This is a genomic window from Vibrio sp. PBL-C16 (assembly GCF_034321865.1).
GTDB classification, from domain to species: Bacteria; Pseudomonadota; Gammaproteobacteria; order Enterobacterales; family Vibrionaceae; genus Vibrio; species Vibrio alginolyticus.
The window spans coordinates 2411673-2425528 of record NZ_JAXLNY010000002.1; the positions used below are offsets into that span (position 1 = coordinate 2411673).

The following is a 13856-nucleotide window of genomic DNA, read 5'->3' on the forward strand; positions in this document are numbered from 1 at the left end:
TGAGCTGTTTAACACCATCCCTTGGTAAGCGCGGTATTAGAGCATAAAAGTAATCTAAACGCTGCAAGTTTTTTACGCTAGATAATAGATGACAAAGAAGAGGCAGAACAAAGCAACGTTTCGCCAAGTCACTAGAAAGAGCGACGAAGAAAAAAGAGTGATAAGAAAAAAGAAAGCGCTGGTCTCTCAACCAACGCTTTACTTAAGCTAGATTAACCTTTGGTTAATTAACCGATATTCTTACGGGCATTTTGGAACATACGCATCCAAGCGCCATTTTCACCCCAACCTTCCGGAGCCCAAGAATTTGCAACTGTGCGGAATACGCGCTCTGGGTGAGGCATCATGATAGTTACGCGACCGTCTGCTGTTGTTAAACCGGTAATCGCGTTTGGCGAACCATTCGGGTTGTTCGGGTATTGTTGTGTTGGGTTACCGAGGTTATCCACGTAACGAACCGCAACCGTACCTGATGCTTCAATCGCTGCTAGGTGCTCTGCATCACGTACTTCTACACGCCCTTCTCCGTGGGAAACCGCGATTGGCATACGCGAACCAGCCATGCCGTCGAAGAATACAGAATCAGATTTCTGAACTTCAACTAGACTAAAGCGCGCTTCAAAACGCTCAGATTCGTTGCGCACAAAACGTGGCCACAAGTCTGCACCTGGGATCAGCTCTTTCAGGTTTGATAGCATCTGACAACCGTTACATACACCTAAAGAGAACGTCTCTTCACGGTTGAAGAAGGCTTGGAACTGTTCACGAGCTTGTGCGTTAAACAGGATAGACTTAGCCCAACCTTCACCCGCACCTAATACGTCGCCGTAAGAGAAGCCACCACAAGCTACTAGGCCATGGTATTCATCCAGTACCGCTTGGCCCGTTAGGATATCGCTCATATGGATGTCGGTTGCTTCAAAGCCTGCTCTGTCAAACGCTGCTGCCATTTCGACGTGGGAGTTAACGCCCTGCTCACGTAGGATTGCCATCTTAGGTTTAGCACCTTTCGCAATGTACGGTGCTGCAACGTCTTCATTTACGTCGAAGCTGAGCTTAACGTTTAGACCCGGGTCAGAGTTGTCTTTCTTAGCTTCGTGCTCTTGGTCTGCACACGCTGGGTTATCACGTAGACTTTGCATCTTATGCGTTGTTTCAGCCCAGATAACGCGTAGTTCGGTACGTGAACGTTCAAGCACAACTGCATCACCAGAAGTGATAACAAAGTCGTCTGAAGCTTCAACAGAACCAATCACATGTGAGCATGCCTCTAAGCCGTTTGCCGCCAGAGTAGATAGAACTGAATCTAGATCATCATTCTTAACTTGAACAACCGCACCTAGCTCTTCGTTAAATAGAACGGCTAGCGCATCGTCACCCAGCTTTGCGATGTTCGCTTTTACGCCACAGTGACCCGCGAACGCCATCTCAGCCAGTGTAACAAAAAGACCGCCGTCGCCTTTATCGTGGTAAGCCACTAGCTTGTCATCACGTACTAACGCTTGCATTGCATCAAAGAAGCCTTTTAGCTGCTCTGCATTATCTACGTCAGCAGGTTTGTCACCCAGCTGTTTGTATACTTGTGCCAATGCTGTCGCACCTAAGCGGTTTTTGCCGTTACCCAAGTCAACAAGAACTAGAGAAGTCTTTCCTTTGTCAGTGCGTAGTTGTGGAGTCACGGTCTTACGTACGTCTTCCACACGACCAAATGCCGTGATAACTAACGACAGTGGAGAAGTGACTTCTTTGCTCTCGCCGTTTTCTTCCCACTTGGTTTTCATCGACATGGAGTCTTTACCAACTGGGATAGTCAAACCTAACGCAGGACACAATTCTTCACCAACCGCTTTCACTGCTTCGTAAAGACCCGCATCTTCACCTGGGTGACCCGCTGGAGACATCCAGTTCGCAGACAGTTTAATGTGTTTAATATCACCGATGTCTGTTGCCGCAATGTTCGTTAGTGACTCACCAACGGCTAGGCGAGCCGATGCTCCAAAGTCTAGTAATGCCACTGGCGTGCGCTCACCCATCGACATTGCTTCGCCATGGTAAGTGTCGTAGCTTGCCGCTGTTACTGCGCAGTTTGCTACTGGTACCTGCCAAGGACCAACCATTTGATCACGAGCAACCAGACCCGTTACTGTTCGGTCACCGATAGTAATTAGGAATGTTTTTTCTGCAACAGCAGGAAGACGAAGTACGCGATCCACCGCTTCATTAAGCTCAATACCATCACGAACAATGGCAGGGCTTTCCACTTTTAGTGTGGTTGCGTCACGGTGCATCTTCGGTGGCTTACCAAGCAGGATATCCATTGGCATATCGATTGGCGTATTGTCGAAGTGAGAATCTTCTAGCGTTAGATGACGCTCTTCTGTCGCCACACCCACCACTGCATACGGTGCGCGTTCACGCTTACAGATGGCGTCGAATGCTTCCATGTTTTCTGGCGCTACCGCTAGAACGTAACGTTCCTGTGATTCGTTACACCAGATTTCCAGTGGGCTCATGCCCGGCTCATCGTTTGGTACATCGCGTAATTGGAACTTACCGCCACGCTCACCGTCGTCGACAAGTTCAGGCAATGCGTTAGAGATACCGCCTGCACCCACATCGTGGATAAATGCGATTGGGTTGTCGTCGCCTAACTGCCAACAACGGTCGATCACTTCCTGACAGCGACGTTCCATCTCTGGGTTTTCACGCTGTACTGAAGCGAAGTCCAGATCTTCTGCTGACTGACCAGATGCCATGGAAGATGCCGCACCACCACCAAGACCGATGTTCATTGCCGGACCACCAAGTACGATTAGGCTCGCACCCACAGGGATCTCTTTCTTCTGTACGTGTTCATCGCGGATGTTACCCATACCACCAGCAATCATGATTGGTTTGTGGTAACCACGAATTTCTTCACCCGCATGAGAAGTGACTTTTTCTTCGTAAGTACGGAAGTAACCCAATAGATTTGGACGACCAAATTCGTTGTTGAATGCCGCGCCTCCTAGAGGGCCTTCAAGCATGATGTCTAACGCATTTACAATACGACCCGGCTTGCCGAAGTCGGTTTCCCATGGCTGTTCAAAACCAGGAATACGTAAGTTAGAGGTTGTAAAACCAACCAGACCCGCTTTTGGCTTACCGCCGATACCCGTCGCGCCTTCGTCACGGATTTCACCGCCTGAGCCAGTCGATGCGCCCGGCCATGGAGAGATTGCCGTTGGGTGGTTGTGCGTTTCTACCTTCATCAAGATGTGCGTATCTTCATGGTGGTACGTGTATTGACGAGATTTAGGGTCAGGGAAGAAACGCCCCGCTTTAGAACCTGTCATAACGGCTGCGTTGTCTTTGTATGCAGACAGTACATAGTCAGGTGTCGTTTCAAAAGTGTTTTTGATCATTTTGAACAAAGACTTAGGTTGATCTACCCCGTCGATAGTCCAATCTGCGTTAAAAATTTTGTGGCGACAATGCTCTGAGTTAGCCTGAGCAAACATCATCAATTCAATGTCGTTTGGGTTACGCCCAAGCTTAGTAAAGTTCTCTACCAAGTAATCAATTTCATCTTCTGCGAGTGCCAAGCCAAGGGAAACGTTTGCCTCTTCAAGCGCAAGACGACCGCCAACTAAGATATCAACATGTGCGACAGGCTTAGGCTCTGCAACAGTAAATAATGCTGATGCGGCTTCAAATTCTGTGAATACTGTTTCCATCATGCGGTCGTGAATTAACGCTTTAACAGCGTCAGCTTGAGCTTCTGAGAGAACAACTGAAGATTCGACATAATAAGCCGTACCACGCTCTAGACGTTTTACTTTATCCAAGCCACAGTTAACAGCGATATCGGTAGATTTAGAAGACCAAGGCGAGATAGTGCCAGGACGAGGCGTGACAAGAAGTAGAAGACCTTCAGGCTCATGCTCTTCGATGGTTGGACCGTAAGTTAGTAACTTTTCAAGTTTTTCTAACTCTTGGTCATCAAGGTCTGACTTTAGATCGGCAAAGTGCATAAACTCGGCATAAATGCCAGTTACAGGCAGATCTTGTTCACGACAAAGTTCCAGTAGTTTATTAACACGAAACTCAGAAAGAGCTGGGGAGCCACGCAAAATTCTCATGTGCTTAGGTCTCTTATGCAATTGATTAAGGTGATATTGGAATAAATTCAGACACTTAAAATAAGCCCTGTCGAACCTATGCCGATTCCACCTCGTCATTGCGAGCGCATTATATAGTAATTGTTTTTGTGATGTAACACCAAAAGCAACCGTTTGCGTCATTTTTTTTGTCAAATTTGAATTACAACTAAAATGTCGATAAAACACACAATGTCACGTTATAAGTGTGTGATTCACTTTGCCCCATGAGCTCGCTTTGATATAAAGGCAAATAGAAATTTTCCAAGATGTACCTATTAATGCAAATAAGTCACTTCAACCGGCTCAAGCGCAGTGCTCTAATTTTAGTTTCTGTTCTTTTGCTCTCAGCTTGCCAGATTGAGTCGGAGCCCAAAAGTGAATTTGAAAAAATTCAAGAACGTGGTGTGCTTCGTGTTGGCACGCTAAACAATCAGCTTTCCTACTACATAGGTCCCGATGGTCCCGCAGGGTTGGATTACGAATTGGCGCGTCAGTTTGCGGAACAGCTCGGCGTCAAACTCGAGATTAAACCAGCCTTTCGCCAGGCTGAGCTTTTTCCTGCTCTTAAGAAAGGAGATATCGATATCATCGCTACGGGTTTAAATCAAACGTCACAAGCAGTCAAACGATTTAGACCAGGCCCTGCCTATTATTATGTAAGCCAACAAGTGGTATATAAAAAAGGGCAACTTCGACCACGTGATATCGAACAACTCATTGAATACCAAGCCTCGAAAGACGACGAGTCCGACGAAGATACAAATGCAGGCGCTCAAACATTAAAGATCGTTGAACAATCGCAATATGTTCCGACCCTAACAGCGTTAAAGAAGCAGTATCCAGAACTTCAGTTTGAAATTGTTGGTGATGCTGACACGAGAGACTTACTCAAATACGTATCGACGGGTGAGTTACGTTTTACTGTGACTGATTCGGTGGAACTTTCCCTTGCTCAACGCCTTTACCCCGATCTTGCGCTCGCGTTTGAACTTACAGAAGATCAACCAGTATCTTGGTTTACTCGACGTTCTGAAGACGAAAGTTTGTATGCGATGCTGATAGAGTTTTTCGGTAACATCAAACAATCAGGAGAACTGTCCACCCTCGAAGAAAAGTACATTGGTCATATTGAAGCATTTGACTACGTTGATACTCGCGCATTCATTCGAGCTCTGGATGACAAATTGCCTAAATGGGCACCTTTATTCCAAAAATACAGCGAAGAGTTCGACTGGCGCTTAATTGCAGCATTGGCTTATCAAGAGTCACATTGGAAACCAACAGCAAAATCGCCAACGGGTGTTAGGGGGATGATGATGCTTACTCTGCCAACAGCGAAAAGCGTCGGGGTAACAAACCGTTTAGACCCTGAGCAATCTGTTCGTGGTGGTGTCGAGTACTTACGTCGCATTGTAGGTCGCGTGCCTGATAGCATCAACGAGCATGAAAAAATATGGTTTGCGTTAGCTTCATACAATATTGGTTACGGCCACATGATGGACGCACGACGACTCACCAAAGCACAAGGTGGCGATCCGAACGCTTGGGCCGATGTAAAAGATAGGCTGCCTTTACTGCGTCAGAAGCGCTATTACAGCCAAACTCGCTATGGGTACGCCAGAGGCGATGAAGCGCGTAATTACGTAGAAAATATTCGACGTTACTACCAATCCATCATTGGTCATGTCAGCCAACAGCCAGCGATTGATGAGAATAGCGATGACTTGCAAGTGATTCCGCCGCTCAACCCCGACATTTTGATATCGGGCGCAGTAGAGACCGTCGTAGAACAAGTCTCTGGCGCTTCTGACGTCACGGTTGAAGAAGACACCGAACAAGAAAGCATTGAAGAATAAACCCGCGGTAAACTAAAAAATGACGAGCCTATGAAGCTCGTCATTTTTGTTGAGTCCTAACGAAAACTTATCTAGACTCCAATATTCTGAGTGACACCAACCACACTCAACCATTCCTTTGGTTGGTCGCCTTTTCTTCATCGTTAGTAAAACTGATTGCTTTGTAACAGATTACTTTACAACCACATGGTTTAGCTCACTTGATGAAGCGGCGCTTTCGGCTACACTCTGCCGAAATAACGTCACTCCTATTATTAAGCATCGTATTGAAATTGTTTGCTGGCTCTGTGCAATGCAGAAGTCAAATGAAGAACGTTTAAACCATACAATGTTTAGTGCGATTATCGAGCCTATTGCCAAGCATCGATGAGCCGCACTTTACTGGTATAAGTCTTGTCTGCAGGAGGTTTTGAATATGAGAAGACGTAGAGTGCAGTCAAAGCGTTTAAATAACACAGTAGCTGCTATCCGACGTAAACGTAAACTGACATGTATGAAAAAGAAAGTAAGTTCACGTAATCGTGTTTTTGTACATTTAGTCAATCACTAGTGCGTCCAAGCAAACATCTACCACGTTGTAGGTGTTTGCTAGCCCTCACTACTCCTACTACCTTGTTCGCTCTCTCCATTTTCTAATGCTTTTTGTGCTTGCTTCTTCGCTTTAATTTCCTTTCGGCGGCGCTTAAAAAACGCTTGTAGCTGAGTACGGCACTCATCTTCTAGCAGCCCCTTTTCAATTAAGGCGTAATGGTAAGCGGCTTGACTTTCAAACAAATTAAGCACTGTTCCTGCTGCTCCAGCTTTTAAATCTGGCGCTCCAAAAACAACCCGCTTAACGCGGCTATGCAATAAGGCTCCGGCACACATTGGGCATGGCTCAAGTGTTACATATAACGTCGTATCCAGAAGGCGGTAATTTTCTAGCTTTTGGCCTGCTTTACGCAGTGTTTGGATCTCAGCATGTGCGGTAGCGTCATGGGTGCCAATAGAGCGGTTCCAGCCCTCAGCGATAATTTCACCATCTTTGACAAGCACTGCACCGACAGGTACTTCCCCCTCAGCTTCTGCTTGCTCAGCAAGCTCCATCGCTCTGCGCATAAACAATTCATCTTGAGGGGTAAACGGATGGTTAGACAAAGGAGGCTCCAAAGAAACAAAAATGATTGAAGTCGGGAATTTTATCACCAACTTCGGTTTCACTACAGCGACACATCACGGGACAAAGTTTGCAACTCCAAAAAACTAGTTACAAGACCTATCGATGTTCGTTGTGCGAGAACAAAAAAAGCGCAGATCGAAGACCTGCGCTTTTCGGCTGCCAATTAGTGGCTTTCACACCCTACACGTTTTTACATGGTGTAAGTGTAAGGAGCTTGAATGCCTAGTGGGATACCTACCATCCAATAAGCAACTAGGAAGATAGACCAACCGATCAGCATTGCGATCGAGAATGGCATCATTAGTGACGCAAGCGTACCGATACCAGCCGACTTCACATAACGCTGACAGTAAACCACTACAAGAGGGAAAAATACCATTAGAGGCGAAATGATGTTCGATACAGAGTCACCCACACGGTAAGCCGCTTGAGACAGCTCAGGCGAGATACCAACCGCCATTAGCATTGGCACTAAGATTGGACCAATTAAAGCCCATTTTGCCGATGCCGAACCAATAAGTAGGTTTACAGACGCGGTTAGAAGGATCATACCGATGATGGTCACTTCACCTGGTAGGTTCATCGCTTTTAAGCCTTCTGCGCCATACAACGCTAGCATCGTACCGATGTTTGACTGAGCAAATGCAGATAAGAACTGAGCACAGAAGAACGACATTACAATGTATGCGCCCATGGTTGACATGGTGTCAGCCATCGCTTTGATAATGTCGTTGCTGGTCTTGAACGTTCCAGACACTTTACCGTAAACGTAACCAGGAATGATAAACAGAATAAAGATCAGCGGAACGATAGACTTCATGATCGGTGCTGAGAAGGCCGTAATTTCACCTTCAGGCGAGCGTAGTGCTGATGTTTCTGGAATTAACGCTGCAACAAGTAAAGCAATACCCGCCATCATTGCCCAACCTGCATAACGGAATGCTTTTGATTCCAGTTCAGTAAATGAACCTAGGTTTGGCGCAGTTTCCGCATCGTCATCAATTGGCATTTTTGACAAACGAGGCTCAATGATTTTTTCTGTCACGTACCAACCAATCGCTACAATAATGATGGAAGATAGGCCAGTAAAGAAGATGTTCGCTAATGGGTTAACCACGTATTCAGGATCAAGAACCTGCGCCGCAGTTTGCGTAAAGCCTGCTAGTAGTGGATCTATACCTGAAGGGATAAAGTTTGCAGAGAAGCCACCAGATACACCTGCAAATGCTGCCGCAATACCTGCTAGAGGGTGACGACCTGCCGCATGGAAAATAATACCGCCAAGAGGAATAACCAGAACATAGCCTGCATCTGCCGCAGTATGCGATACAATGGCAACCAAAATAAGCATTGGAGTAAGAAGCTTAGCTGGCGTGAAGTTCAGCATCTTCTTAAGACCCGTCGTAATAAAACCCGAAGAATCTGCAACACCCACACCTAGCATTGCGACAAGTACGATACCCAGTGGCGCAAAGCCAGTAAACGTCGTCACCATATTAGCAAGGAAACTTGCTAGCGCTTCGCCCGTAAGTAAGTTGGTGATAGTAAGAGCTTCGCCCGTTCGAGGGTTTGGAAGATCGAATGATACATTCGACAAAAGTGCTGACGCCGCCCAAGTAATGATCAATGCCCAGAAGAACAAAATCGCAGGATCAGGAATTTTGTTACCTGTCCTCTCGATAAAGTTTAAAAAGCGCTCCATCCCGCTCGGCTTCGATGATGGTGCTTTATTTACAGCTTGGTTACTCATGGTAACTCCATAGTGAATGATGTTGGTGCCAAGGCCTATTTGAATAATTATAACGGCCTACTATCCAGCGAGTATTCTAGTAAACACTAATGGAGAAAGCACAAGGTTCTAGATTTTTTTTCATAATTGGAGACATATTTTGCAAAAAAACAAAACCAAAGATACAAGCCTGAAACATTATGGAAAAATCAACATATACATTTAGTAAACGAGCTGGCAAAAACAGAGGTTGCATAGAGCGATGAATAGATAGTTTTAAGAAAAGAAACTATACGTGATGAGAAGCAAGAAATAATTCTCTTCAATATAAAAAGGGCAACGCGGACAGTGAACACCTTATCCAGAACTCCAATCGGTTTTGATTGAATCGGCGTAAAACAGGAACCTAGACTATTTAATCAAATTCGCTATGTTTAGAGATCATGGTTTTCAGCTCTACCGATTGTATTTTACCGTGGCGATCTTGCCATAGAGCTTCCATATGTATCGTTTTAAGTGCGCCCGACAGAGTTGCCGTTGGCACAGACCAAGATAAAGTATACAAGGGGTGCGTAGTATCTTCCCCAGAGACAATATTTGTATCAAAATTAGCGGCGGGCATCGAGGGGACTGCAGAAATAGCCCCACGCGTACGAAACCACTCTAATTTCTGCTCAGCAAGATTTAGCGCTTCAATGCTATGCATCGCGTAATCTGCCCGCAGCTCAATGTAAGCTTGCAACTTAACCAATCCAAGAGCACCGACACCAATTAAAATAAAAGAAATCATTATTTCAATTAAACTAAAACCATGTTGTTTACTTGGCATTCCAACTTCCCTCTTGCCAACGAACATCATTTCTCCTTGTTGTAGGTCTTTTGCTGGAATCAAATAGTAACTCCATTGAGCCCGCAATTGAGGTTTTTAACCCATCAGTATCAAAACCATAACCACCCGTTGCGTGAAATGCCCCTGCATCAACATAAACAGTTTGTGTAAGATCAGTATATTGTTTACCAATGGTAAAATTAGTCGGTGAGCCATCAGCATTCGAGAACAAACTTTCCCAATAGCTTTTTAACTCATCAGGAGCAAACTGTGGTTTAGTTTTATCGACTAAATGAAAAAGCGAACCCTGAAATGTTGTTGAACCAGTATTGATAAAAATACCATCTTGAATAACTAACGTATATTTCTCATGGTTGCCTTGAAGTGCTAAATTCCCGTGAATGGCGCAGTCACCAGTAATCCAAACCTTATCTACTTCCTTAAAAGCATTTTCGATAACTGATTTACACTGTGTCGCATTTGACAAATTGATTTTCCCAGCTTTCGGAAATGAAGCTTTGACTTTATCAATATTTTCCGGTGTTTTTTTGTAATCAAAAAAGGTTTGGAAAGGATCGACTTCAGAGTCATAAACAAAATCGCCTTTTAGCTGCGGATCAGAAGTTTCAGGTTTATTAGTTTTCGTAATTGCATTCCCAGCTTTTACTGTAACATTGGTTGTCGTTGCAGCGGTACACCCTCCAGCAGGAGAACCATCATATAAGCTATTCGCTCTTATTGATGCAGTGTTATATTTTGATCCTGTGCTTCCGCCTTCCATGGTATAACTATACCGATAAGTCAGTGATATGCATTCATACAGATTGTCAGAATTAAGATCACCTTTCGCATCTGGATGAACCTTTAAATCACCATAAGTAGTTAACTTGGATGTGGTTTGTATCGCTCCTTTTCCATGATTACTTAGTGTACTGAAAGTTTTATTGAGCTGGGCCCAACCATTGTGAGATATAGAATTAATACGATAGACTCCTGCCCCTATATCAGTAACGTTCAGCTGGCTAAGGTTTAATTCCCTCTTACATAAGGTATTTAAATTATTGTGATTAATTGGGATGAGCTCGTTCACTATGGATACATCATCTGTGACATAAGCAAATAGACACTCAAGCCCTCCTTCCGCTTCCCAGTGCTGTTGCCGAGAACTAACTTCATTCTGCGCACGCTTAATTTGATAAAATAGATTCTTATATGAGCCTAACGTCACAACCAAAGCGACAGAGAGCAGTATGGAAGTAATAAGTAACGTGGCCACTCCTTGTTGATGCTTACGTATCATTGCCAATTCCTTTGCTGAACTTGTAATAAAATGGCGTGAGAAATTGCCGGATCATTTTTTAATTCAGCGGCCATTGAAATAGAAATAAACGCACTCTCTATTGACGAACCTGATAGTAATGTTCGACTAACACCAAATTGAGTTACTTTAATTTGCTTAGGATCAAAAAGATCAAAACATCCACTAGCAGCAGACACGACACTTAAAGGTGATGGTGAATCATCCTGGCAATATTCCAACATATTATCCTTTAACCGATATATCGTATTACTCACAGAGCTTGCTGTGTTTCGATAAACATAACCGATTTTTTCGGATTGTTGATATAGAACGCTAGGAGAACCGGAAAGCATCATTGATTTTGTCGTAATACCATCAAACCCTGCTCGCTGAATATCCTCTTTCACTTGTTGCATTACACTACTCATCTGCTGAAGTAGCATTATTTCCTTGCTTCGCTGCACAGCTGTTTTTTGGTTAGAAAGAAACACTGCGCCAACAATGCCCAAAGCGACAAGTCCTAACAACGCAGCAATCATAAACTCAACAAGTGTACTACCCTGCTGTTTAGCATTGTTCAAAGCCATATTTTGCCTTATTCATAGCGCACACTTTTACTCGCCCTGCTCCGTTATGAACAGTTACTTTTATCGGACTGGTATCCGCTTGAGATTTCTTCAGGTGAATACTTCCCGCATTTTTGGGATTCCCCATAACACGATCAAACTTGACGCTAGTTATATTACTCGACACCACCAGACCCCGATATAGATGACCTTGCAGCTCAGCAACAGTATTCATTGAAGTAATGTCAGTGACATTCGATACACTCGAGAGTGTGAGCTTCCAGCTTCCGGTGGATGAAGGCAAGCCTTGAATATGAACCCAAAAATCTTGATTTCTCATCACCGATTCCGATTTCGCTTGGATCAACAAACCCTGTAATTCGTTGGCTAAATTCACTATTTTCATGTGTTGGCTAACTTTTGAAAAACTTGGGGCGACAAAAAGTAGTAGTACTGACAAGGCAGCAACAGTAATAAGAAGCTCCAACAACGTAAACCCGCGAGGCATTTCCCAAATTCCTATGTAAACGGCAAAAGGGCCGTAATTCATCTTGCACAGATGCTATCACCTGCCAAAAATAGGCGGAAAAGTGAAAAGGAAACTACTCGTGATGATTCGAATTTCTCGTTGTAACGGCTACAAAAAAGGATTGAGAGGGATGACATTGATCGAATTACTGATAGCTGTCGTGATTGTCGGGATCATTGCTGCGGTCGCCTACCCCTCTTACACTAATCATGTAATCAAGTCTCATAGGACGGTTGCCTTGAGCGATCTTAGTCGAATTCAGCTAGAGCTAGAGACATCTTATGATGGTGGGTACGACTGGAGTCATATTCTCTCTGGAGGCACATGCACTCTATGTGACTCAGACACAAATAGATTTTCTTTCGATATTGCGAGCTCTGCAAGTACGGCCTATACCATTACAGCAACAGCAAAATCGGCTCTGGGACAAGATGACGACGAGTGCTTGACTGGTTCTAAAACGATTACTTTAACGTCAACAAATGTCGAAGAACCAAGTGATTGCTGGAACTAGCAAGAACACCGAGATGCAAAAAGGCCTGCATTTTAGCAGGCCTTTGTATTTGTGCTTTTCACTAACGTCTTAGCTGGTTAAATCATCAAAGAACTTTTTCACACCGTTGAAAAAGCCTTCTGATTTAGGCTTGTGCTTTGTCGCCGCTTCACCACCACAAGACTCTTCAAACTCTTTGAGCAGTTCTTTTTGGCGTGAGCTTAGGTTTACTGGTGTTTCAACAACCAACTTCACAATAAGATCACCAACACCGCCACCGCGAACGCCTTTCACACCTTTACCACGCATGCGGAACATACGACCTGTTTGCGTTTCTGAAGGTACTTTTAGGCTTACGCGACCATCTAGAGTTGGCACTTCAACTTCACCACCTAGAGCCGCCATCGCAAAGCTTACTGGCACTTCACAGTATAGGTTGTTGCCATCACGCTCGAAGATATGGTGCTCTTTCACGTGCACTTGTACATATAAGTCGCCAGCAGGCGCCCCCATTTCTCCCGCTTCACCTTCGCCAGATAGACGAATACGGTCGCCAGTATCAACACCTGCTGGGATCTTAACGTTAAGTGTTTTTGTTTTCTGCTTACGACCTTGACCATGACACTCATTACAAGGGTCTTTAATGATTTTACCTTTACCGTGACAGGTAGGACAGGTTTGTTGCACTGCGAAGAAGCCTTGTCGCATCTGTACTTGACCATGACCATGACAGGTACCACATGTTTCAGCAGATGAACCTTTCTTCGCGCCACTACCATCACAGGTATCACAGTGTACTAGTGTCGGTACTTCGATCTCTTTCGTTACACCACGAACTGCTTCTTCTAGCGTTAATTCCATGTTGTAACGTAGGTCAGCACCTCGCTGGGCACGGTGGCCACCACCGCCACGACGACCACCACCAAAGATGTCACCGAATACATCGCCAAAGATGTCGCCGAAATCAGCACCGCCGCCGCCAAAGCCGCCGCCACCGAAACCACCGCCGCCTTGTTCAAAAGCAGCATGACCGTATTGGTCGTACGCCGCTTTCTTTTGAGGGTCGGTCAGAACTTCGTACGCTTCTTTTACTTCTTTAAACTTGTCCGCCGCAGAATCATCACCCTGGTTTCGGTCTGGGTGGAATTTCATCGCTAGACGCTTATACGCCTTTTTGATATCGCGCTCTGAGGCATCACGGCTTACGCCTAATACTTCGTAAAAATCACGTTTTGACATGTTCTTCGTCACCA

At 44.9% G+C, this 13856-nt stretch carries 10 protein-coding genes; 2 read left to right on the top strand and 8 right to left on the bottom strand.

Features of this window, described 5'->3' with window-relative positions:
• Window positions 1-227: 227 nt before the first annotated feature.
• Window positions 228-4121, bottom strand: a complete 3894-nt coding sequence (purL, locus tag UQW94_RS19350) for a phosphoribosylformylglycinamidine synthase (protein WP_322142493.1) — start codon at window positions 4119-4121, stop codon at window positions 228-230.
• A gap of 299 nt (window positions 4122-4420) precedes the next feature.
• Here purL and mltF point away from each other — a divergent pair, with 299 nt between their 5' ends.
• Window positions 4421-5998, top strand: a complete 1578-nt coding sequence (gene mltF, locus UQW94_RS19355; protein ID WP_031777268.1) for a membrane-bound lytic murein transglycosylase MltF — start codon at window positions 4421-4423, stop codon at window positions 5996-5998.
• 588 nt (window positions 5999-6586) lie between these two features.
• Here mltF and tadA read toward each other — a convergent pair.
• From tadA to UQW94_RS19385, 6 genes are all read right to left on the bottom strand, one after another.
• Complete coding sequence (gene tadA, locus UQW94_RS19360; protein WP_416153106.1) at window positions 6587-7096, bottom strand: tRNA adenosine(34) deaminase TadA; 510 nt, start codon at window positions 7094-7096, stop codon at window positions 6587-6589.
• A 251-nt stretch (window positions 7097-7347) separates the two neighbouring features.
• Complete coding sequence (locus UQW94_RS19365; protein ID WP_005383758.1) at window positions 7348-8907, bottom strand: AbgT family transporter; 1560 nt, start codon at window positions 8905-8907, stop codon at window positions 7348-7350.
• Window positions 8908-9301: 394 nt separating this feature from the next.
• Window positions 9302-9715, bottom strand: a complete 414-nt coding sequence (locus UQW94_RS19370) for a type IV pilus modification PilV family protein (RefSeq protein ID WP_017635696.1) — start codon at window positions 9713-9715, stop codon at window positions 9302-9304.
• Window positions 9705-11015 carry a hypothetical protein gene (locus UQW94_RS19375; RefSeq protein WP_149192386.1) on the bottom strand — a complete coding sequence of 437 codons (1311 nt, stop codon included), beginning with the start codon at window positions 11013-11015 and terminating at the stop codon, window positions 9705-9707. Before UQW94_RS19375 ends, UQW94_RS19370 begins: the two co-directional genes overlap by 11 nt.
• On the bottom strand, window positions 11012-11602 hold the full coding sequence (locus UQW94_RS19380) for a pilus assembly protein PilW (RefSeq protein WP_322142494.1): 591 nt from the start codon (window positions 11600-11602) through the stop codon (window positions 11012-11014). Before UQW94_RS19380 ends, UQW94_RS19375 begins: the two co-directional genes overlap by 4 nt.
• Entirely contained in the window at window positions 11583-12089 is a 507-nt protein-coding gene (locus tag UQW94_RS19385; RefSeq protein ID WP_149192398.1) for a GspH/FimT family pseudopilin, read from the bottom strand. Before UQW94_RS19385 ends, UQW94_RS19380 begins: the two co-directional genes overlap by 20 nt.
• A 103-nt stretch (window positions 12090-12192) precedes the next feature.
• Between UQW94_RS19385 and UQW94_RS19390 the strand changes: the two genes are divergently transcribed.
• Window positions 12193-12624 (top strand): type IV pilin protein, encoded by a 432-nt coding sequence (locus UQW94_RS19390; protein WP_033905821.1) that lies wholly within the window; start codon window positions 12193-12195, stop codon window positions 12622-12624.
• Window positions 12625-12693: 69 nt separating this feature from the next.
• On the opposite strand, the gene dnaJ is transcribed toward UQW94_RS19390, so the two are convergent.
• Entirely contained in the window at window positions 12694-13842 is a 1149-nt protein-coding gene (dnaJ, locus tag UQW94_RS19395; RefSeq protein WP_005381620.1) for a molecular chaperone DnaJ, read from the bottom strand.
• Window positions 13843-13856: the final 14 nt, after the last annotated feature.

What these genes read in the sequence shown, in the direction of transcription:
- purL (WP_322142493.1), bottom strand. Translation starts at nt 4,121, where the DNA reads ATGAGAATTTTGCGTGGCTCCCCAGCTCTTTCTGAGTTTCGTGTTAAT.
- mltF (WP_031777268.1), top strand. Translation starts at nt 4,421, where the DNA reads ATGCAAATAAGTCACTTCAACCGGCTCAAGCGCAGTGCTCTAATTTTA.
- tadA (WP_416153106.1), bottom strand. Translation starts at nt 7,096, where the DNA reads ATGCGCAGAGCGATGGAGCTTGCTGAGCAAGCAGAAGCTGAGGGGGAA.
- UQW94_RS19365 (WP_005383758.1), bottom strand. Translation starts at nt 8,907, where the DNA reads ATGAGTAACCAAGCTGTAAATAAAGCACCATCATCGAAGCCGAGCGGG.
- UQW94_RS19370 (WP_017635696.1), bottom strand. Translation starts at nt 9,715, where the DNA reads ATGCCAAGTAAACAACATGGTTTTAGTTTAATTGAAATAATGATTTCT.
- UQW94_RS19375 (WP_149192386.1), bottom strand. Translation starts at nt 11,015, where the DNA reads ATGATACGTAAGCATCAACAAGGAGTGGCCACGTTACTTATTACTTCC.
- UQW94_RS19380 (WP_322142494.1), bottom strand. Translation starts at nt 11,602, where the DNA reads ATGGCTTTGAACAATGCTAAACAGCAGGGTAGTACACTTGTTGAGTTT.
- UQW94_RS19385 (WP_149192398.1), bottom strand. Translation starts at nt 12,089, where the DNA reads ATGCCTCGCGGGTTTACGTTGTTGGAGCTTCTTATTACTGTTGCTGCC.
- UQW94_RS19390 (WP_033905821.1), top strand. Translation starts at nt 12,193, where the DNA reads ATGATTCGAATTTCTCGTTGTAACGGCTACAAAAAAGGATTGAGAGGG.
- dnaJ (WP_005381620.1), bottom strand. Translation starts at nt 13,842, where the DNA reads ATGTCAAAACGTGATTTTTACGAAGTATTAGGCGTAAGCCGTGATGCC.